23 protein-coding genes are annotated in these 25267 nt (G+C 65.8%); 9 read left to right on the top strand and 14 right to left on the bottom strand.

Features of this window, described 5'->3' with window-relative positions; genetic code table 11:
* Window positions 1-35: 35 nt before the first annotated feature.
* Both QN315_RS00795 and hmpA read right to left on the bottom strand, forming a co-directional pair.
* The gene (locus QN315_RS00795) at window positions 36-2294 is read right to left on the bottom strand and encodes a TonB-dependent receptor (RefSeq protein ID WP_408904671.1); all 2259 of its coding nucleotides are present in this window, start codon (window positions 2292-2294) and stop codon (window positions 36-38) included.
* Window positions 2295-2523: 229 nt separating this feature from the next.
* Window positions 2524-3729: an NO-inducible flavohemoprotein gene (gene hmpA, locus QN315_RS00790; RefSeq protein WP_323991092.1), complete on the bottom strand. Its 1206-nt coding sequence runs from the start codon at window positions 3727-3729 to the stop codon at window positions 2524-2526.
* Between the two features lie 80 nt (window positions 3730-3809).
* On the opposite strand from hmpA, the gene QN315_RS00785 reads away from it, so the two are divergent.
* Window positions 3810-4295 carry an Rrf2 family transcriptional regulator gene (locus QN315_RS00785; protein WP_323991091.1) on the top strand — a complete coding sequence of 162 codons (486 nt, stop codon included), beginning with the start codon at window positions 3810-3812 and terminating at the stop codon, window positions 4293-4295.
* Window positions 4296-4511: 216 nt separating this feature from the next.
* Here QN315_RS00785 and QN315_RS00780 read toward each other — a convergent pair whose 3' ends face one another.
* Window positions 4512-5600 (bottom strand): Gfo/Idh/MocA family oxidoreductase, encoded by a 1089-nt coding sequence (locus QN315_RS00780; protein ID WP_323991090.1) that lies wholly within the window; start codon window positions 5598-5600, stop codon window positions 4512-4514.
* A 99-nt stretch (window positions 5601-5699) separates the two neighbouring features.
* On the opposite strand from QN315_RS00780, the gene QN315_RS00775 reads away from it, so the two are divergent.
* The 3 genes from QN315_RS00775 to QN315_RS00765 all read left to right on the top strand — a co-directional run bounded on the left by QN315_RS00775 (window position 5700) and on the right by QN315_RS00765 (window position 10566).
* Window positions 5700-6806, top strand: coding sequence for an LLM class flavin-dependent oxidoreductase (locus QN315_RS00775; RefSeq protein WP_323991089.1), 1107 nt, complete (start codon window positions 5700-5702; stop codon window positions 6804-6806).
* 175 nt (window positions 6807-6981) lie between these two features.
* A complete protein-coding gene (locus QN315_RS00770; protein ID WP_323991088.1) occupies window positions 6982-9288 on the top strand; it encodes a TonB-dependent receptor in 2307 nt (768 codons plus the stop codon).
* A gap of 3 nt (window positions 9289-9291) precedes the next feature.
* Complete coding sequence (locus QN315_RS00765) at window positions 9292-10566, top strand: MFS transporter (protein ID WP_323991087.1); 1275 nt, start codon at window positions 9292-9294, stop codon at window positions 10564-10566.
* Between the two features lie 63 nt (window positions 10567-10629).
* Here QN315_RS00765 and otnI read toward each other — a convergent pair whose 3' ends face one another.
* Both otnI and QN315_RS00755 read right to left on the bottom strand, forming a co-directional pair.
* The gene (otnI, locus tag QN315_RS00760; protein WP_323991086.1) at window positions 10630-11427 is read right to left on the bottom strand and encodes a 2-oxo-tetronate isomerase; all 798 of its coding nucleotides are present in this window, start codon (window positions 11425-11427) and stop codon (window positions 10630-10632) included.
* 153 nt (window positions 11428-11580) lie between these two features.
* Complete coding sequence (locus tag QN315_RS00755) at window positions 11581-12042, bottom strand: GNAT family N-acetyltransferase (protein ID WP_323991085.1); 462 nt, start codon at window positions 12040-12042, stop codon at window positions 11581-11583.
* Window positions 12043-12217: 175 nt separating this feature from the next.
* Between QN315_RS00755 and QN315_RS00750 the strand changes: the two genes are divergently transcribed.
* Window positions 12218-12559 carry a hypothetical protein gene (locus tag QN315_RS00750; RefSeq protein WP_176639638.1) on the top strand — a complete coding sequence of 114 codons (342 nt, stop codon included), beginning with the start codon at window positions 12218-12220 and terminating at the stop codon, window positions 12557-12559.
* Window positions 12560-12658: 99 nt separating this feature from the next.
* Window positions 12659-14119 (top strand): multicopper oxidase domain-containing protein, encoded by a 1461-nt coding sequence (locus tag QN315_RS00745; RefSeq protein ID WP_323991084.1) that lies wholly within the window; start codon window positions 12659-12661, stop codon window positions 14117-14119.
* A 75-nt stretch (window positions 14120-14194) separates the two neighbouring features.
* Here QN315_RS00745 and QN315_RS00740 read toward each other — a convergent pair whose 3' ends face one another.
* The gene (locus QN315_RS00740; RefSeq protein ID WP_323991083.1) at window positions 14195-15079 is read right to left on the bottom strand and encodes a LysR family transcriptional regulator; all 885 of its coding nucleotides are present in this window, start codon (window positions 15077-15079) and stop codon (window positions 14195-14197) included.
* 115 nt (window positions 15080-15194) lie between these two features.
* Between QN315_RS00740 and QN315_RS00735 the strand changes: the two genes are divergently transcribed.
* The gene (locus tag QN315_RS00735) at window positions 15195-15947 is read left to right on the top strand and encodes an SDR family oxidoreductase (protein ID WP_323991082.1); all 753 of its coding nucleotides are present in this window, start codon (window positions 15195-15197) and stop codon (window positions 15945-15947) included.
* Window positions 15948-16209: 262 nt separating this feature from the next.
* Here the strand turns inward: QN315_RS00735 and lexA are convergent, their stop codons facing one another.
* Both lexA and glp read right to left on the bottom strand, forming a co-directional pair.
* A complete protein-coding gene (gene lexA, locus QN315_RS00730; protein ID WP_323991081.1) occupies window positions 16210-16998 on the bottom strand; it encodes a transcriptional repressor LexA in 789 nt (262 codons plus the stop codon).
* 263 nt (window positions 16999-17261) lie between these two features.
* Entirely contained in the window at window positions 17262-18503 is a 1242-nt protein-coding gene (glp, locus tag QN315_RS00725; protein ID WP_323991080.1) for a gephyrin-like molybdotransferase Glp, read from the bottom strand.
* Window positions 18504-18662: 159 nt separating this feature from the next.
* Between glp and rpmG the strand changes: the two genes are divergently transcribed.
* Entirely contained in the window at window positions 18663-18830 is a 168-nt protein-coding gene (gene rpmG, locus QN315_RS00720; protein WP_176640578.1) for a 50S ribosomal protein L33, read from the top strand.
* Between the two features lie 106 nt (window positions 18831-18936).
* On the opposite strand, the gene QN315_RS00715 is transcribed toward rpmG, so the two are convergent.
* Entirely contained in the window at window positions 18937-19266 is a 330-nt protein-coding gene (locus QN315_RS00715) for a septum formation initiator family protein (protein ID WP_176640579.1), read from the bottom strand.
* A 114-nt stretch (window positions 19267-19380) separates the two neighbouring features.
* Window positions 19381-20661 (bottom strand): phosphopyruvate hydratase, encoded by a 1281-nt coding sequence (eno, locus tag QN315_RS00710; RefSeq protein ID WP_176640580.1) that lies wholly within the window; start codon window positions 20659-20661, stop codon window positions 19381-19383.
* Between the two features lie 187 nt (window positions 20662-20848).
* Here eno and QN315_RS00705 point away from each other — a divergent pair, with 187 nt between their 5' ends.
* Window positions 20849-21349, top strand: a complete 501-nt coding sequence (locus QN315_RS00705; protein WP_323991079.1) for a DUF3429 domain-containing protein — start codon at window positions 20849-20851, stop codon at window positions 21347-21349.
* Between the two features lie 18 nt (window positions 21350-21367).
* Here the strand turns inward: QN315_RS00705 and kdsA are convergent, their stop codons facing one another.
* The 4 genes from kdsA to tpiA form a co-directional block, all read right to left on the bottom strand.
* A complete protein-coding gene (kdsA, locus tag QN315_RS00700) occupies window positions 21368-22198 on the bottom strand; it encodes a 3-deoxy-8-phosphooctulonate synthase (protein WP_176640275.1) in 831 nt (276 codons plus the stop codon).
* Window positions 22195-23826 (bottom strand): CTP synthase, encoded by a 1632-nt coding sequence (locus tag QN315_RS00695; RefSeq protein WP_176640276.1) that lies wholly within the window; start codon window positions 23824-23826, stop codon window positions 22195-22197. Before QN315_RS00695 ends, kdsA begins: the two co-directional genes overlap by 4 nt.
* A gap of 147 nt (window positions 23827-23973) precedes the next feature.
* Entirely contained in the window at window positions 23974-24327 is a 354-nt protein-coding gene (secG, locus tag QN315_RS00690) for a preprotein translocase subunit SecG (protein ID WP_323991078.1), read from the bottom strand.
* A gap of 35 nt (window positions 24328-24362) precedes the next feature.
* The gene (tpiA, locus tag QN315_RS00685) at window positions 24363-25106 is read right to left on the bottom strand and encodes a triose-phosphate isomerase (RefSeq protein ID WP_176640278.1); all 744 of its coding nucleotides are present in this window, start codon (window positions 25104-25106) and stop codon (window positions 24363-24365) included.
* Window positions 25107-25267 lie beyond the last annotated feature (161 nt).

Here is a 25267-nt window from a genome sequence, read left to right as displayed (position 1 = left end):
GCCCCGGCACGCGCCAGAAATTATTCAGAAATTATTCAAAAATTATACCGCAGGTCGCAGCCGACCCAGCGCGGCGTCTGCAGATACTGCACCCGGCTATTGTCGCTGCCGGTGAAGGAATAGGTGTCGCCATGCTTGTCCAGCATGTTGTCGACATAGAGTGCGGCGGTCCACTTGCCGCTCTTCGGCCCCACTTCCATGCGCATGCCGAACGAACTGATCTTGCTGGTCTTTCCGTTCGGATCGCCCAGCGCGACCAGCATATTGTCCTTCCACGTATAGCTCGCCTGCACCGTCACGCGATAACGCGGCCCGGCATCGATCCCGTAGCGCGCCACCGCATCCCACGAGAATCGCGGCGCGAACGGGATGGCCGAATGCGCCGTGACGTTCGACAGCAGCGGCAGCCCGCCGATATTGGTGACCGGCGTGATCGCCTGCGCATCCAGATAGGCGAACGACCCGCGCAAATCCAAATTCGGGACCAGTTCGTGCAGCATGCCCGACATCTCGCCGCCGCGCGAGCGGGCGCGCGGGATCGGCCCCAGGCTCAGCGAGGTAATCCCCCGCGGCATCTCGGCCACGAACAGGGTCTGGCGGTTATGATATTCATAATCGAACAGCGCCCCTTCGATCTGCACCCTGTTGCGCAGCAGGCTGGTCTTGGCGCCGATCTCATAGGCGGTCAAATTCTCCGGCCGCACGTAATCCAGCGCCTGCGGCGCGGTCACGGGGGCGGCGAAATACGCGCCGGCCTTGTAGCCGTTGGAAATCGTGCCATAGACGAGCGTCCCCGGCATGATCGTATAGCGCAGGCCCACCCGGCCGGTCAGGCGCCCATAATCATGCGCCGTGTTCAGGTACGACAGGTGCGAACCCGCAGCCCCCGTGACGGCGCCGGAATCGTCGATCGTGCCCCCGTCGAACCCGCGGCTGTCATAGGACACGCGCCCGGCCGCGATGAAATCCAGTCCCTTGACGATAGTGGTGACGGTATTGGCGTACAGCCCCGCCGACACGTTCTGCTGCACGAACCGGTCCGTCAGGTTCGCGTTCGGCGCCCCCAGCAGAAAGGAGCGATAGCTCGTATAGGCGCCGTCGATCCTGTCCCAGGACTCGTACGTCCCCACCGTCACGGTCAGGCGCCGCGCCAGGCGCATGCGCAGATGCATGTCGTGCGACTGCACGATCGCGGTGTCGTTCCAGCGATAATCGCCGACATGGACGGATTCGCCATCATAATTGTCGTAATCGTCGCGCCGGTAGAAATCGATCCCGGTCGCCGAGGTAAAGGTGCCGAAATCGAACGCGCGCGTATAGTTGACGCCGATCCCCCCGCCATTCTCGTCGCGCGACGCCGCATTGTCGCCGACATTGACCGCGTTGGCCCTGGCATTCGGCCCCACGCCGATCGTGCGGTCGGGCAGGCCGTTGACCGCGTCGCCATCCACGTCCTGCGGCGAGACCGGGGTTCCCCTGTCGCGGATATAATGGATGTTCAGCATCAGCGACGACCGGTCGTCGATGACGAACTGGGTCAGGTTGCGCAGCCCCAGCAAATCCTGCGCACCGTACAGCCGGCCGGTATGGATATCGTGCTGCCAGCCATCCCCGTTGATATAGCTGAAGGCGAAACGGTTATAGATGTTGTCCGCAACCGGCACGTTGACGGCGCCGCGCGCGGTATTGGTGCCATAGCTGCCATAGCCCCAGTCCAGATACCCGCCGAAACGGCCGGTCGGCTTGATGGATTCCACATTGATGCTGCCGCCGGTCGTGCTGCGGCCATATTCGAACCCCTGCGGCCCCTTCTCGACGCTGACGGTCTGCACGTCGAACATCTGGCCGTTATAGAACACCGGATAGGGCGCGAAGACCCCGTCGAGATAGATCCCGATCCCGCCCATGTTGGTGCCGATATAATCGTCCAGCCCGATGCCCCGGATCGAGAAGATCGGCGTGCTGCCCGACGTCGCGTTCACCGCCGTGACCCCGGGCACGAAGGCCGCGATCTCCTTGGGGCTGACGATATGCAGCTCCTGCAATTCGCGGCCGCTGATGGTGTTGACCGTATTGGCCATCGTATGAAACCGCGCCGTCCGCGCGCTGGTGACCGTAATCGCCTCCAATGTCGGCCGCCGTACCGCACGGCCCACCGCCCGGCCCACCGTCCGGCCGTGCCGTGCGGGGTGCCCCAAGGCTGGGGCGGCATGCAGGGCGGAAAGCGGGGCGGAAGGCGGGCCGGAACGCAGAACGGGCGCCTGCGCCCCGGCCGGCGCCGCATGCGCGGCCATCGCACTGACCCCAGCCAGCAGCACCGCGCTGAACAGCACGCGCCGTCCCCGTCGCGGCAGGCAGGAAGGGCACTGAAAACCGGCAGGATGTCGCATAAGGCTCTCGTTCGATGAGGATGGCGTTGTTCTCATCCAAGAACGAAATCCGCCCGCCGTTCGATCGAAAGCTTTCAAAGCTTACTTTGACGATCCGCAACAAATCCCACGCCGCCCGGCCGTTCACCCAGCCTCATGTCACCAGATCCGCATCGCTGGCCGAACCGAAGAATTCGTACCGGATCTGCGCCTTCGGCAGGCCGGATTCCCTCAATACGCCCACCATGTCGCGCATGAAGCCGTCAGGACCGCAGATATAATAGGTGGCGCGCACATCCACCTGGCCCTTCAGCCAATCCGCCGTGATCCGCCCGTCATGCCGGATCAGGGCCCCATCCGCGCCGGCCGGCGCCTGCCGGCTGTAGAACAGGTCGCCCCGGATCCGCCCCGCCAGCGCCAGGCTGCGCACATAGTCGCCGAAGGCTTCGGTCTCCGCCGACCGGGTACCGTGGATATAGCGGACAGCGCCCGGCGCCTCGCCGTCCGTCAGAGCGCCCAGCAGCGCGATCATGGGCGTCAGCCCGACACCGGCGCTCAGCAACACGACCGAGTCCGGCGCCGGATCGGCCAGCGTGAAATCGCCGGCCGGCGCCGAAACCTGCAACATTGTGCCGGGCCGCGCACTGTCATGCAGCCATTCCGACACCACCCCGCCGGGCGTGCGCCGGACGCTGATGCGATAGGCATCGCCGCCGGGCGCCGAGGAAATGCTGTAATTGCGGCGCTGCGTGCCATGGCCGGGAACCTCCAGCCGGAAGCTCAGATACTGGCCGGGCCGATGGCGCATGACCGGCCGGCCGTCGGCCGGTGCCAGTTCGAACGAGGTAACGGTCTCGCTCTCCCGCACGCGATCGCGCACCGAAAACGAACGCCAGCCGGTCCAGCCGCCCGGCGCGGCGTCATGGGCGCGATAGATCTGCCCCTCGCGCCCGATCAGGATATCGGCCAGGAACCAGTACGCCTTGCCCCAGGCCCCCAGGATCTCCGGCGTCGCGGCGTCCCCCAGCACATGGGCGATCGCACCCAGCAGGGCGTCCGCGACGAAGGGATAATGCGCCGGCAGGATATTCAGGCCGACATGCTTTTCGGCGATCCGCTCGACCATGCCGCCCAATGCGCCCAGGTTGTCGATATTGCGGGCATAGGCCAGCACGGCCAGCGCCAGGGCCTTCGGCTGCGCGCCGTCCTCCTGGTGCGACATGTTGAACAGGTCGCGGATCTCCGGGTCGGCCAGCAGGCGCGCATACATCTCGCGCGTGATGGCCGGCCCATGCGCCTCCAGCGCGGGAACGCAGGCTTTGACGATCGCGCGGGTCGCATCGTCCAGGGGAGCAGCCATGTCCATGCCTCATAAGATGTAAAAGACGCACATCTTTTATCGCGCTGGAGAAAGATGTCAAACATATATACCTATTCGCCATGCGCCTGACCCTGCATACCGACTATGCCCTCAGAACCCTGATCTATCTGGGAATCCACACCGATCGCCTGGTGTCGATCCACGAGGTCGCGCAGGCGTACGGCATTTCGGAAAATCATCTGGTCAAGATCATCCACCGCCTCGGCCTGGGCGGCTTCGTCCAGACCGTCCGGGGCCGAAATGGCGGGCTCCGGCTGGCCCGCCCGGCGCCCGACATCCGGATCGGCGACGTCGTCCGCTACACGGAAGAGGATATGGGGCTGGTGGCCTGCATGCAGGCGGACCAGTCGCCAGGGGGATTGCCGGCCGGCCAGACTTGCCTCCTGGCCGACGCCTGCCGCCTGCGCGGCGCGCTGGCCGAGGCGCTGGGGGCCTTCATGGCGGTGCTCGACCGCTACACGCTCCAGGACATGATCACCCGCCACGAACGCACGCGCCTCGGCGATGCTGCCCACCAGATCCCGCGTCCGTCGGCCCCCTCGTGATCGGCCATGCACGGCGGCACGCGGATGCCGGGCGCGCCTCTGCTCTGACGGTCGCAGGCAACCGGTCCTTCGACATCACGAGGGACAAGGACCTTCCGGAATGCGCCAAGACGGCCATCATGGGCGGAATGACGGTCGGCAAGCGAAGCGGTGATCGCGGAGTCGAAGCAGCGGACCCAGCGCGGTAGACCTTGCGATCAGGATCGCATCGGCAGTTTACGCGCGTATCTCCCGCATGCCGACGACTCTCTTTTCCCGGGCGCTGATTTCTGCGGCCGCGCCCATGGCGACGGCGATCAACCCGTCCCGCGCCGCGACCTGAACGGGCGCGCGGCCCTCCGCCGCGTCCAGGAAGGCGCGTAGCTGGAAATAGGTCGCGCCATGATGATGCCCGGCGGCCAGGACATCGTCGCCGACGGCGACATGCTCCCTTGTCACGGCCTTCGGCGCGCCGAGCGGAACACGGGGCGAGAGAGTCTTGATCCCGCTGGGGATGCCGACTTCCAGCTTGGCCCTGTCGCCGATGGCGACCAGGGATTCCTGTTCCTCCGATCCTTCGGCGAACATGCACAAATCCAGCATGGCACGGACGCCGTTGTCGAAATCGACGATCGTGAAACTGTTGTCGATGATATCCGGCACCTGGCCGTCATAGCGCTCGTCACGGTGATTGACGTCTGCGGCGCCCGAACAGAAGACGCTCACCGGTTCGGCCCGAACGATGGCGCGCATCAGGTCGAAGAAATGGCAGCATTTCTCGACCATCGTGCCGCCCGTATTGCGATTGAAGCGGTTCCAGTCCCCGACCTTGGGCAGGAACGGGAAACGATGCTCATGCAGGGCCAGACGGTGCAGCGTGCCGACCTGGCCGGCATGCACGTCCTCGATGAAGCGTGTGACGGGGGGCATGAAGCGATACTCCATGCCCACCCAGAAGATCCCCCGCCGGCCGCCGCTGCGGGCCACGACGTCCTCGGCATCGGCAATCGTGGCGCAAAGCGGCTTTTCGCACAGGATATGCAGGTCCGTCGCCAACAGCAGCAGAAGCACGTCATGATGCGTGAAATTAGGGGAGGCGACGATCACCGCGTCGGCTTCGACGGCTGCGAGCATCGACGGGACATCGGCAAAATCCGGGATTTCGGCGGTGGCAGGGCCGAAGGACTCGGCAAGGCTGCGGCGCGCCCAGGCGAGCGACGCAGGTTCCGGATCCACCAGTGCCGCGACGATGTTCCCCGGCATAAGCGCGAGATTTCGGATATGTTCCTGGGCCATCAGGCCGGTGCCGACCAGAGCGAAACGCATTTCACTGTTCTTTAATGTGAATAATGGACGGATCTATACAGCGGCAATGCGATGTCGTAAACGGCGTATATAATTCACGCCACAAGATCGGATAATATCATGACCGCTGGCACCGATCCCCGTACCGTATGCGAAATCAGTTGGTTTTCCGCCCTCTGCGATGATGATTATGAATTCCTGGGCGTTCCGGATCCGGCTTTGCGCTCGTCCTGGGCGCATTGCCGCGACATCGTCCTGGCGGCGGAAACCGGCGGGTTCGACCGCATCCTGCTGCCATCCGGCTACAAGCTGGGCCTGGATACGATCGCGTTCGCGGGCGGCGTCGCCCCGCTGCTGCGCCGCCTGCGGCTGCTGGCTGCCATTCGCTGCGGCGAGGTCTGGCCTGCCCAGCAGGCGCGGCAACTGGCGACGCTGGATCAGATGACCGAAGGCCGGCTGGACATCAACATCATCTCCTCCGACCTGCCGGGCGAAACGCTGGAGAGCGCGCCGCGCTATCGGCGCACGCTGGAATATATGCATATCCTGCGCGACCTCCTGAACGGCAGGCCGGTTACGGCCGACGGTGAGTTCTATCGCTTCAGCGTCGAGCCGCCCCGGCTTCAGGCCCATGGCGGCACGGCGCCGCTGTTTTATTTCGGCGGCCTGTCCGACGCTGCGCGCGAGACGGCGGCCGCGGCGGCCGACATCTACCTGATGTGGCCGGACACGCTGGACAAGGTGCGCGACGTGGTCGCGGACATGCGGGCACGCGCCGCACGTTATGGACGGACGCTGCGGTTCGGCTACCGCGTCCATGTCATCGTGCGCGAAACCGAGGCCGCCGCGCGCGCGGCGGCCTCGCGCCTGCTCTCCCATCTCGACGCTGCGACTGGGGAGGCGATCCGCAGCCGGTCTCTGGATGCCGTGACGGCCGGCGTGCTGCGCCAGGGCGAACTGCGCCAGGCGGCCGATGCCGACGGGTATGTCGAGGATCATCTCTGGACGGGCATCGGCCGGGCGCGCTCGGGCTGCGGTGCCGCGATCGTCGGCGATCCGGACCAGGTGCTGGCCAAGCTTCGCGCCTATCAGGACATCGGCATGGAAGCTTTCATCCTGTCGGGGTATCCGCACCAGGCGGAGTGCGACCTGTTCGCGCGTCATGTGCTGCCGCGCCTGGAGCATGCCCCGCTCTCCCGGTTCGGGCGTCGCTCGTTCTCTCTCTAATATACACCATATAAAAACGTATATTATAATTATTGACGATCATATTTGTATGTTTATAACGCTCGGAACAGGTGCTCCGAAAGGTTAATCACGAATTATGATCGTTAAAAAAGAGAGCCTCCGAGCCGCTGGCTCTCGTCCTGTCATGGGCTTTCCCTCGATCCGGTGCCTGTTGATGGCGGGCGGTACCGCCTGCATGATCGCCCAGGCCCAGGCCGCAATTCCCGATCGCCTCCCGGCCGCGCCGTCGTCACCGCGCCAGGCGCCGAAGATGGGCGAGGCGAAAGCGGCCCCTGTCAATGCACCGGATAACCCGCACCCCGAAGAGATCCCCGAAGAGATCCAGGTCACCGTGCGCCGGCGCAGCGAACCGTTGCAGAAGACGCCGGTCGCGGTATCGGTCTTCACCCGCGCCCAGGCGGACAAGCTGAACGCGCACGACCTGTCGAGCATGCTGGCGTTCGTGCCGTCGGCAAATTTCCAGACGGCGGCTTCGGCGAACGACCGGGTCGTCTTCGTGCGCGGCATGGGCACCACGTCGACGTCGCCGGGGGTCGAGCCCTCGGTCTCGACGGTGATCGACGGGGTCGTGTTGGCACGCGCCGGCGAAGCGCTGTCCGAGATGATCGACCTGGACCATATCGAGGTCCTGCGCGGCCCGCAGGGCACCTTGTTCGGGAAAAACGCCTCGGCCGGCGCGATCAACATCACCACGGCGGCCCCGACCGAATCCTTCCACGCCTATGCCGACGCAGGCTATTTCAGCGGCGATGAATATCGCCTGGCCAGCGGCATCTCCGGCACGCTCGTCCCAGGCAGGCTGACGGGAAATTTCGGCGCGCTGATCAGCGGATTTACCGGGAACGTCTATAACGCGGCACTGGGCAAGGAAGTGAACGGCTACCAGCATCGGGGCTTCCGGTCCAAGCTGGCCTGGACGCCCGATGACGAGACAACGGTCACGCTGGGGCTGGACTATATCCATGCGAATGATCCCGCCGTGAACGGGATCTTCGCGGCAACGTCGCGGATCGCCTATCCGACTGGAATCGTGACGCCCAATCCCGCGCTGGCCGCGGCCCTGCACGCCGAGGGCATTACCCCGTCCAACCACAACACGACCATCAGCAACAATAATCTGACCCAGTCCATCGACGACAATGGCGGCGTATCGGCGACCGTTGACCGGAAGCTGGGCGGAGGTTACCGGCTGACATCGATCTCCGCCTACCGGCGGTGGCAGAACGACCAGAACCAGGATTACGACCAGCTTTCCCAGCCCTATCGCGGGCTGCCGCAGGTGTACGACCAGGGACGCCTGGCATTCTGGCAGGCATCCGAGGAACTGCGCATCGCCTCGCCCAAAGGCCATGTCTTCGATTACGTCGCGGGCCTCTATTATCTGCATACCAGCAACACGGACGATTATCATCGCGCGGTGACGGCGCTGCCGGGGGACGCGAACCAGAGCGCCGTGGGCGACATGCATTCCAGCGTAGCCGGAAATAACTATGCGATTTTCGGTGAGGGAAACCTGAATTTCACCCGGAATTTCCGCGCGATCCTCGGACTGCGCCTGCTGCGTGACGATCTGGATTTCGGATTCAATCGGGTTTCGACCCTGCAAGGGGCGACCCTGGGCATCCGCCCGCCACTGACGACATCCGGATCGACGGCCCATAACGGCTATGGCGACCGGATCGGGCTGCAATACGACATCACGCCGGATGTCGATGCCTATTTTACCTATTCGCACGGGTACAAGGGGCCGTCCTTCAATGTCTTTCCCAACATGCAGGTCACCGATACCCGCGCGCTGAAGCCGGAGACGAACCAGAGCTTCGAAATCGGTCTCAAATCGCAATTCTGGCACCGGCGGCTGACGCTTGATTTCGCCGGATTCATCGAGAATTTCTCGAACTACCAGGCCAACCTGCCGCAGTTCGTCAATGGCGGCTTCATCACGACCCTCATCAACGCCGGCAGCGTCTCGACCAAGGGCATCGAGGGGGACCTGACCCTGCGCCCGATCCGATATCTGACGCTCAACGGCAATTTTGCCTATACCTATGCGACCATCGATCGTTTCAACTGCCCGCCGGGCGCGGCATCGTCCTGCAATGTCGACGGCAAGCCGCTGCCCTTCGCGCCGCGCTGGAAATTCGTCCTGGGGGCCGATTACGACCGGCCCGTCAGCGATCGCTTCAGCCTCGATCTGAACAGCATCTATACATGGCAGAGCCAGACCCAGTACTCGCTGGCCGAAACCCCCGACACCATCCAGTCGGCCTACGGGATCTGGAACATGAGTGTCGGCCTGAATGATCGCCCTGACCGGGTGCGGTTGACGCTGGTGCTGCGCAACGCGCTGAACACGCATTACGCATCCTATATCAAATACGGCAACGAAGCCGGCGTGACCAACTTCATCGCCCGCGACTTCGCTCGGTACGGCGGTTTCGAACTGCGCAAGGAATTCTGACCGATGGCATCCGCCCAGACGCGCGGCCGGGTGGCGTCACCGCCCGCGCGGCGATCCCAGCGGATGATGCTGATCCTCCTGTTCGTGATCGGCATCGTCGCCTATGCCGACCGGCAGGTGATCGCCCTGCTGAAACCGGTTCTGGACCGGGAGTTCGGATGGAGCGCCGGCGATTACGCGGCGATCTCGTCCTGGTCGCAGATGGCGATCGCCCTCAGCCTGCTGTGCAGCGGCTGGATCGTCGATCGTTTCGGCGTGCGCTGGACCCTCGGGGCGGGCGTGGCCGGATGGAGCCTGGCGACAATCCTGCACGCCGCCGTCAGCACGGTGCCCGGCTTCCTTGGCGTCCGCGTCGCCCTGGGCGTGTTCGAAGGCGTCGGCACGCCCGCGACGATGAAGGCGGTCGTCCAATATGTCCCGCCCGCCGCTCGTGGACGCATGATCGGTTTGCTGAACGCCGCGCCGAACCTGGCGGCAATGCTGACCCCGCTGCTGGTGGCGGCACTGTTCGGCTGTGCAGGCTGGCGCGGAACGATCGCGATCGTCGGATCGATCGGTCTGTTCTGCACGCTGCTGTGGTTCCGTCAGACCGATGCCGCGCCCATGCCCGCGGGTCCCGGCGCCCGCGCATGGCCCGAGGACCTGCCGCTCGCGCGACGTCCGGTTCCAGGCCCCGCCGGCCGTCTGATCGCCGCTTTTGCACTGGGCAAGTTTCTGACCGACCCGGTGTGGTGGTTCCTGCTTTTCTGGCTGCCGGACATCCTGCACCGGCGTTACGGGCTTGATACCGCCCACCTTGGCGTGCCTCTGGCGACGGCCTATGCGATGGCCGCGCTCGGTTCGCTGATCGGCGGCTACGCGCCGACCATGCTGGCGCGCGGCGGCATGTCCGATGAAAGCGCGCGCCGTGCCGTCATGGGAACGGCCGCCCTTTGCGTGCTGCCGCTGCCGCTGGTCCTGTCCATGCCGACAATCGGCCTGGGCATCCTGGTCTGCGGCCTGGCGCTCGCGGCGCACCAGGCTTTTGCCGTCAATCTTTTCGGGTTCCTGACCGAATGGCTGCAACATGACCGGGTGGGGCGGGGAACAGGAATCGGCGCATTCTGCGGCAATGTCGGCGGCGCTTTGGCGCTTCATGTCGTCGGCGGCTTCATCGCGGCGGGTCAGCTTCTGCCGGTTCTTGGCTATTGCGCCGTGGCTTACGTCCTGGGCTGGTGCGTTCTCGCAATCCTTGCGCCTGCACGCTTATTGAACGTGCGCGGTGACAACGGGCAATAAAGGCCGGGTTACCGGCGCATCTGGCCATGCCAGCCTGACGGACGCTGCCCGCCCCCGATCCCGTCACGGCACGCCGGCCACCCGCCCGCGCCAGGGCGCGATCCATTCCAGCCCCGCGCGCATCGTGGCGCGGGGGTGATACTCGCACCCCACCCATCCGTCATATCCCAGCGCGTCGAGCAGTCCGAACAGATAGGGACAGGCCAGTTCCCCGTCATCGGGCTCATGGCGATCGGGCACGCCCGCGACCTGCACGTGGCCGATGACGGGCATCAGCGCGCGCAGGCGGGTGGCGACATCGCCCTGCATGATCTGCGCATGATACAAATCGAACAGGATCCGCACATTCTCCGCACCCACGTCGGCGCATACCGCGGCGGCATCCTCTTGCCGGGTCAGGAAATAACCCGGCATGTCGCGGGTATTGATCGCTTCCAGTACGATCGTGATGCCGGCATCGCGCGCCTGACGGGCCGCAAAGGCGATATTGTCGATATAGACATCCCGATACCGTCCCCAGGCGTCCGGATCGGGGCATAGCCCGGCCATCACATGCAGCCGCCGATTCCCCAGCATGGCGGCATAGGCCAGCCCGGTGTCGATGCTGCGCCGAAACGCGTCCTGCCGGCCCGGCAGCGCGGCCAGCCCCCGCTCGCCGTTCTCCCAGTCGCCCGGCGGCGCGTTGAACAGCACCATCGCCAGGTCATGATCCCTCAGGCGCGACCGGAGGTCCGCTGCCGCGAACGCATAGGGGAACAGGAACTCCACTCCACGAAACCCATCCGCGGCGGCTGCGGCGAAGCGATCCAGGAAATCATGCTCGACGTAATTCATCGTCAGGTTCGCGGCAAAGGCAGGCATGACGTCTTTCTCCAAGTCCGGGCTCCAAGTCCGGGCTCCAAGTCCGGGCTCCAGGTCCGGTAATGGGCTGCGGCAATCCGCCGTCATCAACGCATTGGATACTCTCCGGGGCGGCCCGATCCCAGCCACATGACGGCCCATGTCGCATCCGCGTCAGGACGGAGCCCCCACCTGCTTGTCCATGAAGACACGCCTGAACCCGCCCTCCTCGGCGCGATGCGTCTCGCGGTACCCAAGACGGGCATAGAGTTGCAGATTCTCGGACATGGCCGCGTTGGTATAAAGGCGTATGCGGCCATAGCCCTGATCCGACGCGGTCCGCTCCGCGAAACGCACCAGCGCCCGCCCGATGCCGCGCCCCTGCATCGACGGCAGGACCGCGATATTGTCCAGCAGCATGGCGTCATCCTCCGGGATAAGGACGACGCACCCCGCAATCATGGCATCCTGCAGAAACACATGAACGCGCCGCGCGGCGATCAGCGTGCGATAATCGGCAAGCATCGGGCCAGGCGCGCGGCCCAGCCGGGCGACATAATGTCCATAAGCGGCCTTCACGACCGCCTCCACGTTCGCCAGGTCGCCAGGTCGTGCCAGCCGGATATGGGGCGTCATGTCCCGACGCTACGATGCCGCACCGGACGCGGCAATCTCCCGACCGGATACGACGATGACGCGGGGCAGGGGCCATGACGGCCCCCATCGACGCCCGGACCCGCCGCCCTTGCCGGGACATGGCGACGTGCTCATGTCATGGATGGCACGACAGATGGCACGGGGAGCATGATGCATGGACAAGGACGGTTCCGATGCGGATCGCGCCTATGGCGGCACGCCGGAACGGCGGATCGCGCTTCTGATCGGGCAACTCCCCGAATGGATGCGGCCCGCCATCCACCGGCTGCGCCAGCCGGCGGCACGCTGGGTGCGAATCCCGGTCGGCGTTCTCCTGATCCTCGGCGGCTTCCTGTCTCTGCTGCCGGTCTTCGGGCTGTGGATGCTGCCGCTGGGGCTGTTGCTGCTGGCCGACGACCTGCCGCCCATGCGGCGCGTCAGGGATCGGCTCCTCTGCTGGATCGAGATGCGTCACCCACGCTGGATGGGCCTTGCAACGCCGCCGTCTCGCGACTGAACGCCAGGACACCTCCGGCTGACCGCCCGGATCGAACCCTTTCCGCCGTCAGACATTCCCACCATCCAGGAACAGCGACACCCCGGCAAGAGGCTCGCCATGCCCATCGACCGCCGCACGCTGCTGAAGCTCGCCGCCCTCGGCCCGGCAATCGGCGCCGCGCCGCGCATGGCGGGCGCCCGGGATGCAACGGCAGAAATGGCGCGGCAGAAGCCCGATTACACGCTGCGGATCGCCCCCGGACAGGTCGAACTCGCGCCCGGCCACATCGTCTCGACCACGCTCTATAACGGCCGGTTCCCCGGACCGCTGCTGCGGCTCAAGCAGGGCAGGCGCGTCGTGGTCGACATCGTCAACGACACCGACACGCCCGAACTCGTCCATTGGCACGGCCAGTTCGTGCCCAGCGAAATCGACGGCGCGGCCGAGGAAGGCACCCCCTTCATCCCGCCGCACGCCATGCGCCGCATCGCCTATGTGCCGCAGCCCGCGGGCTTGCGTTTCTACCATACCCATATCGTGCCCGGCGCCGATCTCAGCCGCGGCACCTATACCGGCCTCGCCGGACCGGTCTATATCGAACCGGCGGCGGATCCCGGCGCCTACGACCGAGAAATCTTCCTGGTGCTGAAGGAATTCCTGCCCTCCTTCAGCCGCGGCGGCGACATGGCGGTCGACGCGCTCGCCGGCGCGCCGCTCGCCGCATTGCAGCGGATCGGCCGGCAGGCCGACAGGCAGTTCAACGGGCCCAAGGGCTACGAGGTCGGCTACGCGCTTTTCGCCGTCAATGGCCGGATGCTGGGCCATGGCGATCCGATCCGCGTCCGGCAGGGCGAGCGCGTGCTGTTCCACGTCCTGAACGCCAGCGCCGGCGAAATCCGCAGCCTCGCCTTGCCCGGCCATAATTTCCGGGTGGTGGCGCTCGACGGCAACCCGGTGCCGTCGCCGCGCGACGTCCCCGTGCTCTGGCTGGGCGCGGCCGAACGGGTGTCGGCCATCGTCGACATGACCCACCCCGGCATCTGGATCATGGGCGACCTGGCCGACGACGACCGGCGGCGCGGCATGGGCATCGTGGTCGAATATGCCGGCATGACGGGCAGCCCGCAATGGACGCGGCCGCGGCCGTTCCGTTGGGATTATGCACGCTTCGGCAGGCCCGATGCGATGCCGCCTCCGCCGGACGAGACGATCGAAATCCTGATCGTCAAGCAGAACGGCGCCCTGAACGGCTTCAACCGCTGGACGCTCAACGGCCGCGCCTTCTCGATGGATACCAGACAGCCCGCCTACACCCTGCACCGGGGCCGGCGCTACCGGCTCACATTCCGCAATGCCAGCGACGACATCCATCCGCTGCACCTGCACCGCCACAGTTTCGAACTGACCCATATCGGCGGAAAACCCACCGCCGGACTCATCAAGGACGTGGTGATGCTCGGCGGCTTCCAGGAACTGTCCTTCGACTTCACCGCCGACAATCCCGGACCGACCCTGTTCCATTGCCACCAGCAACTGCACATGGATTTCGGATTCATGGCTCTGTTCAATTATGCGTAGAATTATTATCCGGTCCGCCGACTGATCCGCGCGCTCCTGACCGGGCGTCTGCTAAACCAGACTTGCCCTCTTCAATCATCGAAACCTGACGGTCGCGAGATGATCGATCAAGGCCCGTACGGCCGGGGTCAAACCATGCCGGGTCGTGAAGACAAGATGCACGATGCCATGAAGGCCGCGCCATTCCGGAAGCACGCGAACGAGTACGCCCTGATCAAGCGCCTGGCGGCAAAGGTGATCCGGGAGGAGCGCCACACCTAACCCCGCAACAGCCGCCTGCCGCACGGCGGCAAAATCGGCACAGCCCAGTCGCGGCTCATGACGCGCGATATGGGATCGCCCCCCATCGGTCTGCAGGTTCCATTCGCAGATCGCATCCTCATCGGAGGTGGAGAGCGTCGGCACCGAGGAAAGATCGTCGATGTCCTGCAACCGTCCGGCCAACCCAGGCGCGGCGACGAGAATACGCGTGGAATTGCCCAGCGCGCGCATCGTCAGGGCTGCATCGCCAACCAGCGCCGTGCGTATCCTCAGGGCGACATCGACGCGCTCCGCAATCAGATCGACCGCGCGATCGACCGCGACAAGCTGAAGCCGTACCTTCGGATAGCGGGCCAGAAAACCCGATACGGCTTCCGAGATCTCCTCGATCATTCCAGTCGGACAACTGAAGCGGATACGACCCTGCGGTTCGCTCTTGGCCTGTGCCACAAGGGACTCCGCCTGTTCCATTTCCGTCATGATGAGTCTGCAGCGCTCGTAAAAGGCCTGGCCGATCTCGGTCACGCGGAAACGCCTGCTCGTCCGTTCGATCAGCCGCAGCCCGAGGCGTGCTTCCAGGGCCGCGATGCGTCGACTGAGCTTCGATTTGGGCTCCCGCAACGTTCGGCCGGCAGCCGCGAAGCCGCCATGGCGGACGATTTCCGCGAAATAGATAAAGTCGTTCAGGTCGGATTTCATGCATCGTTCCTCCTAGTGAACGCTGCGTGCCACAAACGACGACTTATCGCATCATCGTTCCAGGATCATGTTCGTCTCACCGACGCACGAGCGTCGAAGACAAGGAGACAGGACAATGACAAACAGGTTCGAAAACAAGGTCGTGGTCGTCACCGGAGGGACGAGCGGCATCGGTCTCGCGACCGCGAAGGCGTTCGCCGACGACGGCGCCTTCGTCTTCATCACCGGCCGACGCCAGGAGACGCTCGATGCCGCTGTCCGCAGCATCGGCGGCCGGGTAACGGGTGTGCGGGGCGATATGGGTCGCCTCGAGGATATCGACCGCCTCTATGAGGCCGTGCAGCAGAAGCACAGCCAGATCGACGTCCTCTTCGCCAATGCCGGTGGCGGCGAATTCGCACCACTCGGCGCAATCACCGAGGCGCATTATCAATCGACCTTCGACAGCAACGTCAAAGGCGTCCTGTTCACGGTCCAAAAGGCCCTTCCGCTGCTGCGCGACGGCGCGTCGATCGTCCTCAACGCCTCGAACGTCAGCGCGGCCGGGACACCCTCATTCAGCGTCTATTCCGCAAGCAAGGCCGCCGTGCGCAGCTTCGCACGCAACTGGATGCTCGACCTCAAGGATCGCCACATCCGGGTCAATGCGATCAGCCCCGGCGTCACCGAGACCGCGGGCCTCGATCATCTGTTCGGCGGCGGCGAGCAGGCTGAAGGAACCAAAAATTACCTAGCGGGCCTGATCCCCGCCGGACGCATCGCGCAGCCCGGGGAAATCGCGCGCGCGGTGCTTTTCCTCGCCTCGGACGACGCAAGCTTCGTCAATGGCATCGAACTGTTTGTCGACGGCGGCCAGAAGCAGATCTGAAGCACAGCGCCCACCGCCCCGTCGCTGAATGGCCGGCACGACGTCATGACGTTTCGTCCGGCCGGCGCGGTTACTGGGGGAGACAATTACAGCATTGCCGGCATCGCCCATTCCGGATGGCTTGGGCGACATCAGGTGCAGACGTTTGCGCTTGATCTGACGGACTGCATGCCGCTGCTCGTGTTGGACGCCATGCGTCCAACACGCTGCAAGCATGACCCCCGGCCTGCGGGGGCTGCCCCCAATCTCCGCGCGATACTGCTCAGTACTGACGCAGCAGCCCCACCAGCCTGCCCTGGATGCGCACCCGGTCCGACGGCACGATGCGCGTCTCATAGCGCGCATTGGCGGGCTCCAGCGCGATCGCGCCGCCCTTCCGCCGCAGCCGTTTCAAGGTCACTTCCTGGTCGTCGATCAGCGCCACGACGATCTGCCCGTTCTCGGCGATCTCCCCCTCGCGGATAATCACCGTATCCCCGTCCAGGATTCCGGCTTCGATCATCGAATCGCCCGTGACTTCCAGCGCGTAATGCGCGCCGTGCCCCAGCAGGTTCAGCGGCACCGCGATCTGCGACCCGGTCTCGCGCAGCGCCTCGATGGCCTGGCCGGCGGCGATCCGGCCATAGAAGGGCAGGTTGATCGACCCCGCTTCCGTCGCCACGGGCGCCCCGGCCAGCCGCCCGGCGAAATCGCCCCGGATCACATTGGGCACGAATGGATCGGCAGCCGGCGCCCGTGCCGCCTCCGTTTCCCGAACGGGGCCAGGAGCAGGGGCAGGGGAGGGAACAGCTTCCTCCGCCATCTGCGCCCCCATCGCCTTCCCGTCGGCCGTAACGACCTCCGGCAGGCGCAGCACCTCCAGCGCCCGGGCACGATGATGGCGCCGCCGCAGAAAATCGCGCTCCTCCAGCGCCGAGATCAGCCGGTGAATGCCCGATTTCGACCGCAGGTTCAGCGCATCCTTCATCTCGTCGAACGACGGCGAAAAACCGGTCTGCTTCAGATGCCTGTCGATGAACAGCAGCAGCTCATGTTGCTTGCGTGTCAGCATTGGCACCCCCGTGACCGAATTGAGCGACTTATTGGACGCGTGGTTGGCCGATCCGTTACCAGGGTAGGGAACAAACAGGAAACCTATTGATGTTGTTCTATATTGGTTCCCACCCGTCCGTCAACAGCACCGGCCCGCCCCGGCCCCCGGATCACACGAAAAAGACCACGCCGAGGCCGTTTTACAAGCCGTGCCAGCAAGCCGGAGCGGCCCGCAGAAAAGACGCGTCGGATTACCGGTCGCCCGGTTTGTGACACAGCCTCTCAGATCGACAGGCTGTCCAGCCGCAGCACCTGGCACGGCGCACCCGCGCGCGCCGCCGGCGCATGCGGCGGCCGCAGGATCAGCGCCTGGCTGTCGGCCAGGGTCCGCAGCATCGCCGAATCCTGGCGGGAAAACGCGGTCGCGACCAGCGCCCCGCCGGCATCGCGGCGCAGCGTGGCGCGCAGATGGTCCGCCCTCTGGTCGTTCTCCGGCAGGTCGCCCCCCAGCACCGCCTGTTCCGGCATCACCAGCCGGTCGCTCCGTCCGCTCAGGGCCCGAATCGCCGGCAGGGCGAAGATAATGCCGCAGACCAGCGCCGCGACCGGATTGCCCGGCAGCCCCAGCACCGGCACCGTGCCGATGCGTCCGAACATCAGCGGCTTGCCGGGCCGCATCGCGATCTTCCAGAAATCGACCGCCAGCCCGATCCGCTCCAACCCGCGCTGCACCAGGTCATAGCGTCCCACGCTGGCGCCGCCGGCGGTCAGCAGCATGTCGGCCCGTGCGATCCCCTGGCCCAGCCGGGCAATCTCGGCCTCGTCATCCCGCGCGTCGGGCAGAATCACCGGCACCCCGCCGCTGGCCCGCACCAGGGCGGCCAACATCGGGGCGTTCGAATTGGCAATCCCGCCCGGCGGGATCGGACTGCCCGGCAGGGCGATCTCGTCACCGGTCGACAGGATCGCGACGACCGGCCGCCGATGCACCGGCACCCAGGCATGATTCGCCGCCGCGATCAGCCCGACCTCCCGCGCCAGGATCGCACGGCCCTGTCCGACCACGACCTGGCCCCGGGCGAAATCCTGCCCCTGCCGCCGGATATGCTGCCCGGCCCGCACATCCGCCGTCACGCCGATCCGCCCACCGCCGGCGCCATCCCGAGCGCCATCTTGGGCTCCACCCTGGGCAGTCGTGTTTTCCTGGATCAGCACCGAATCGGCCCCGGCCGGCATCACGCTGCCGGTATACAGCCGCACGCAGCCCCCCTCGGGCACGGCGCCGGCAAAGGGGTGGCCGGCCGGGCTTTCCCCCACCAGATTCAGCACGGCGCCCGCACGGGCATCCTCCGCCCGCACCGCATATCCGTCCATCGCCGATATGTCGGCGGGCGGATTGTCCAGCCGGGCCGCGATCTCCCCCGCCGTCACCCGCCCCCATGAATCGGCCAGCGCGACCAGTTCCGGCCCGGTGGGCGACAGGTCCGCCAGAATCCGCTCCTGCGCCTCGGATACGCTCAGCATGGCTCCCGTTCTCCCTCCGCCGCGCGCCGCACACCCTGAATCTGCGCGATTCGTGCGACTAATGCTTGACCTCGGGCCTCTGTATGCGCATTTTCCGCCGACTTGAACCACTGCTGCACCTGATTGTTCCAGCAGCGGCGGAGCAGTGCTGAGGATTCCATGGCCAAGACCAACACCATTCAGATCAAGCTCGTCTCGACGGCGGACACCGGCTACTTCTACGTGACGAAGAAGAACGCCCGCGCCCAGACCGGCAAGCTCGAGATGCGCAAATATGATCCCGTCGCGCGGAAGCACGTCGCCTTCCGCGAAGCGAAGATCAAATAATCGGCCGCATCCACGGGTCCCACCCGCGGATGCGACAAAAAAGCCGGGCGCCCCTCGGGGCCCCGGCTTTTTGCGTTTTGCCTCGCCTGACGGAAACGCCCGCCCCTCAATAAAGCCGGTCGTGCGCCCCATAAGGAACGACCAGTTCATTCGAGCGCGACAGATTCAGCATCGCCCGCGCCCGCTCGTCCAGCGTGTCGCGATCCAGTGCATTTTCCTTCAGCCCCCGCACCCGCCGGGCCCAGGCAAGCTGTTCCGACATCGCGTCCTGCTGGGCGGCACGCGCCTCATCCAGCAGCCGGAGCTGCGCCTGATAGCTGTGCATGCCATGATCGCCCTGCATGGCGTTCCAGCCGAAATAACCCGTCAGCCCGATGAACAGGGCAGGGGGAACGACCATGCGGATTGCCCGCCGAATCATCCGGCCGATCTGCATGGTCGATAAGTCCCTCTCCGATTCGTCACGAAGTATTCCCGATCCGGCGCCGGCGGAAAACAGAATTTCCCGCCGGACGCGCCGGATCGCGGTATTTTTTGCCGTTCGGGCCGTTCAGGCCGTCTTCAGGATCGTCCGGCCCGCGTAACGGGCCGCCGTGGCCAGCTCGTTCTCGATGCGGATCAGTTGGTTGTATTTCGCCGTGCGGTCCGAACGCGACAGCGACCCGGTCTTGATCTGCCCGCAATTGGTCGCCACCGCCAGGTCGGCGATCGTCGAATCCTCGGTCTCGCCCGAACGATGGCTCATCACGGCGGTATAGCCCGCGCGCTGCGCCATCTCGACGGCTTCCAGCGTCTCGCTCAGCGTGCCGATCTGGTTCACCTTCACCAGCAGCGAATTGGCGATGCCGGCCTTGATGCCGCGGCGCAGCCGCTCCGGATTGGTCACGAACAGATCGTCACCCACCAGTTGCACCGTCTTGCCCAGCGCGGCGGTCAGCGCGGCCCAGCCTTCCCAATCGTCCTCGGCCAGCCCGTCCTCGATCGACACGATCGGATAGCGCGCGGCCAGGTCGGCCAGATAGGCCACCATGCCGGCCGAATCCAGCGTCTTGCCTTCGCCTTCCATCACATAGCGGCCGTCGCGATAGAACTCGGTCGACGCGCAATCCAGGGCGAACGTCACGTCGTCGCCGGGGCGATAGCCCGCCGCCTCGACCGCCTTGGTGATGAAGCCCAGCGCTTCGTCGGCCGATTTCAGGCCGGGGGCAAAGCCGCCCTCGTCGCCGACATTGGTGTTGTGCCCGGCCGCCGACAGGCTCTTCTTCAACTGGGCGAAGATCTCCGAGCCCACGCGCACCGCATCGGCGAAGGTCGGCGCGCCCACCGGCTGGATCATGAATTCCTGGATGTCGATCGGGTTGTCGGCATGCTGGCCGCCATTGACGATGTTCATCATCGGCACCGGCAGCGTGCGGGCATAGACCCCGCCGACATAGCGATAGAGCGGGATCTGCAATTCCTCGGCCGACGCCTTGGCCACCGCCAGCGACACGGCCAGGATGGCGTTGGCACCCAGGCGCCCCTTATTCGGCGTGCCGTCCAGGTCGATCATCGCCTCGTCGATCGCGACCTGGTCCATGGATTCGACGCCCTGCAGCGCCTCCAGGATCTCCTTCTCGACATTCTCAGCGGCCTTCAGCACGCCCTTGCCGCCGAAGCGCGACTTGTCGCCGTCGCGCAGTTCGACCGCCTCATGCGCGCCGGTCGAGGCGCCCGACGGCACCGCGGCCCGTCCCTGCGCGCCGGACGCCAGCTCGACATCGACCTCGACGGTGGGATTGCCGCGGCTGTCCAGGATCTCACGCGCAATGATATCGACGATAGCACTCATGGGTCTGCTTCCTCATTATGTGGATATTGGGCCGTCGCGGCGTCTGTCAGGATGCGCAACGGCGACCGGCACCCTCCCTCCCGCGTACGGACAGGGACAGGACGCGTCGCTCCGCCGGCCGAAGCCGCTATGGTGGGGTCGTTTCCGGTCACGGGCAGGATCATAGCAGCACGAAACGGAGAAGAACATGAAGCGCCTGCCGCTCCTGGCCATCATTCTGGCGATCGCCAGCCCCACGCCCGCCCTGCTCTTCAGCGCCGGGGTCATTTTTTTCCCCGCCGGCCAGCCCGCGCCGGGCGCCGGAACGGGGGCCGCATCGGGGCCGATGATGGCGCTCGCCGCCTATTGCGGCCTGCTTCTCGCATTCGGCGGCGCGGTCCATTGGGGGCTGGCCCTCGACCGGCCGGTCCTGCTCGCCGCATCCGGCACCGCGTCCGCCGACACGCGCCGCCTGCTGACCGGCGCCATCCCGCTGCCGGTCGCCTGGCTGGGCATCCAGACACTCTATCTGGGCCACGCCGTCGCCGGCCTGATCATCCTGATGGCCGGATTCGGCGGCCTGTTCGCGGCCGAGCGCGCGGCCTGGCGCCGGGGCGAACTCCCGTCCGGCTATCTCGCCCTGCGCCTGTGGATCACCGCCGTCACCCTGTCATGCCTGGCGCTCATCGTCCTGACCCGCCTGGCATGACAGCGGCACGGCACCCGCTCAGCCGCCCTTCGCCAACCGGTCGAAGCGCAGCAGGCGGGTCACCAGATCCTTCATCTCGCCGATCGGGATCATGTTCGGCCCGTCGCTGGGCGCGCGGTCCGGGTCCTCATGGGTCTCGATAAAGACCGCCGCCACCCCGATCGCGACCGCCGCGCGCGCCAGCACCGGGGCAAATTCCCGCTGCCCGCCCGACGCGCCGCCCAGCCCGCCCGGCTGCTGGACGGAATGGGTCGCGTCATACACGACCGGATAGCCGGTCTCGCCCATGATCGGCAGGCCGCGCATGTCGTTGACCAGCGTGTTGTAGCCGAAGCTGGTGCCCCGCTCGCACAGCATGATGCGCTCATTGCCGGTCGAGGCGATCTTCGCCGCGACATTCTTCATGTCCCACGGCGCCAGGAACTGGCCCTTCTTGACGTTGATCGCAGCCCCGGTCTCGCCCGCGGCCAGCAGCAGGTCGGTCTGCCGGCACAGAAAGGCCGGGATCTGCAGCACGTCGACCGCCTCGGCCACCGGCGCGCATTGCTCGGCCGCATGCACATCGGTCAGCACCGGCATGCCGAACCGCTCGCGCACCCGCGCCAGGATCTCCAGCCCCTTCGCCATGCCGACGCCGCGCGCACTGCCCAGGCTGGTACGGTTCGCCTTGTCGAACGAGCTTTTATAGATCACCCCGATCCCGCACTCCCGGGCGATGCCGTCCAGCGCCCCGGCCATCTCCATCGCATGCGATTCGGATTCGATCTGGCAGGGCCCCGCGATCAGCACCAGCGGACGATCATTGCCGACGACCAGCTCGCCGACCGAAACGGATCTTGAATGGCTCATACCAGGCGCATCTTCTTCACGGCCGCCCCGACGAAGCCCGAGAAGAGCGGGTGCGGATCGAACGGCTTGGACAGCAATTCAGGATGATACTGCACGGCGACGAACCAGGGATGGTCCGGATATTCCACCACTTCCGGCAGGATGTCGTCCGGCGACATGCCCGAGAATTTCAGCCCGGCCTCTTCCAGCACCGCACGGTAATGGACATTGACCTCATAGCGATGGCGATGCCGCTCGCGGATCTCGGTCTTGCCATAGATCCCGGCCACCCGCGACCCCTCGGCCAGCTTGGCGGGATAGGCGCCCAGGCGCATCGTCCCGCCCATTTCCCCGCCTTCGCGGCGGCGCAGCAGCTCATTGCCGCGGGCCCATTCGGTCATCAGTCCCACCAGCGGCTCTGGGGTCGGCCCGAATTCGGTCGACGACGCATCGGGCAGGCCCGCCAGGTTCCGCGCGCATTCGATGACGGCCATCTGCATCCCGAAACAGATGCCCAGGAACGGAATCCGGTGCTCGCGCGCAAAGCGCACGGCCTGGATCTTGCCCTCCGCCCCGCGCTCGCCGAATCCGCCGGGCACCAGAATCGCATGCGCGTCGCGCAGCGCCTCGATCGCGGTCTCCGATTTCTCGAAGATCTCGGCTTCCACCCAGTCCAGCTTCACCCGCACCCGATTCGCGATGCCGCCATGCTGCAGCGCCTCGATCAGCGACTTATAGGCATCCAGCAGCGCGGTATATTTCCCGACCACCGCGATGCGCACCTCGCCCTCGGGATGGCGCATCGCCTCCAGCACGTTCTTCCACGCCGTCAGGTCCGGTTCCTGGTCATGGGGCAGGCCGAAATGGCGCAGCACCTCGGTGTCCATGCCCTCGGCATGGTACGAAATCGGGCAGGCATAGATCGTGTCGACATCCAGCGCCGCGATCACGGCCTCGGGCCGCACATTGCAGAAATTGGCGATCTTGCGCCGCTCGGTATCGGGAATCGGCCGGTCCGACCGGCACAGCAGCATCTGCGGCTGGATGCCGACATTCTGCAGTTCCTTGACGGAATGCTGCGTCGGCTTCGTCTTCAGCTCGCCCGCCGAGGGAATCCACGGCAGCAGGGTCAGGTGCACGAACATCGTCGTGCCGGCGCCCAGATCGTTGCGCAACTGCCGGATCGCCTCCAGGAACGGCAGGCTCTCGATATCGCCCACCGTGCCCCCGATCTCGACCAGCACGAAATCCAGCGCGTCGGTCCCGGCGACCACCGCTTCCTTGATGGCGTCGGTGATGTGGGGAATGACCTGGACGGTCGCCCCCAGGTAATCGCCGCGCCGCTCGCGCGCGATCACGTCGGAGTAGATCTGGCCCGTCGTGGCATTGTCGGCCCGGGTCGCATGCACGCCCGTAAAGCGCTCGTAATGGCCCAGGTCCAGGTCCGTCTCCGCGCCATCGTCGGTCACGAAGACTTCGCCATGCTGATACGGACTCATGGTGCCCGGATCGACATTCAAATAAGGATCGAGCTTGCGCAGCCGAACCCGGTATCCGCGCGCCTGCAGCAGCGCCGCCAGGGCTGCCGAGGCAATGCCTTTACCGAGAGAGGAAACCACGCCGCCAGTGATGAATACAAACCGCGTCATGGAGCGCCTTCCTACACCGTTTCCCGTCATGGTGGAAAGCCTATATCCGGCCCCATCGCCACCCGCCCGAGAAGAATAGAAGAATATAAACAAAATGGCCGCCCCCGCCGACCGGCGGGAGCGGCCATTCCGATCCGTTCGCCCCGTTCAGTGCGTCGGCGCGGGCGCCGGAGCAGGGGTGAAAGCCGGAGCCGGAGCAGGAGCGGGGGCAGGGGCCGGAACGCCGGCCGGCGCGGGCGGCTGGGCCAGGATGTCATGCCCGCCGCCGGTCGAAGCCCCGCGATTCATCACCGCCAGGGTCAGCGACAGCAGCATGAAGATTCCGGCCAGGATCGCGGTCGTGCGCGTCAGCAGGTTCGCCGTCCCCCGCCCGGACATGAACGCCCCCATGCCCTGGCTGCCGCCGATTCCCAGGCCGCCCCCCTCGCTACGCTGGATCAGGACTGTCCCGATCAGCGCCAGGGTCACGAACAGATGCAGAAAAAGAAGGACGGTGATCATACTAGCTTCCAGATAACACGCAGCAGACCGACCGTTTACAGATCCACGGCGGCCCGGACAATCGGCAGGAACGTCTCGGCCTGCAGACTCGCAGTACCGACCAGCGCGCCGCCGACCTCCGCGATGGGCAGGATGCTCGCGGCGTCGCGCGCATTCACCGACCCACCATAGAGGATCCGCATGGTTTTTCCAGCCGCGCCGAACTGCCGGACCAGTTCCGCGCGGATAAAGCCCATCATGTCCGCGATATCCTGTCGCGACGCCGGCACGCCCGACCCGATGGCCCATACCGGTTCATAGGCCACGATCCCCGAAAACCCGTCGGGCAGCGACCCCTTGATCTGCCAGCCGATCGCATCGCGATCCTCGCCCGCCGCCTTCTGGTCGCCGTTCTCGCCCACGCAGACGATCGGCGTCAGCCCCGCCGCCATCGCCGCCTGGGCCTTCTCGCGCACCGTCTCGTCCAGCTCCCCATGGTCGCGCCGCCGCTCGGAATGCCCCAGGATGACATATTCGACCCCCAGTTCGGCCAGCATGGGCGCCGACACGTCGCCGGTATGCGCGCCCATCGGCGCCTGATGGCAATCCTGCGCCCCCAGCGCGATCCCGCTTCCCTTCAGGATCGGCGCCAGCAGGGCCAGTTGGGTAAAAGGCGGGCAGACGACGACCTGCGGCGGCGAGGGAATGGCACCCAGCCCGTCGGCGATCGCCCCGACCAGATCGCGCGACGCGGCACTCAGCCCATGCATCTTCCAGTTGCCGACGACCATCTGCCTCATAATGTTCCCATCCTGTGCCAACGCCGCCCTTCCACCCGGCCGCCGGCGGTCTCGTCTTTTCAGGGGGAAGGCCGACCAGGTTCCGATACCCTACACCACGCGGCCGCGCATGGTGCAATGCCGCAAAGCCCCTGCTGGCGCGGCCGTGAACAGGGTTCTGG

This window comes from Nguyenibacter sp. L1, assembly GCF_035199985.1.
Lineage (GTDB): Bacteria > Pseudomonadota > Alphaproteobacteria > Acetobacterales > Acetobacteraceae > Gluconacetobacter > Gluconacetobacter vanlangensis.
This window is presented reverse-complemented; position numbering and strand designations above follow the sequence as displayed.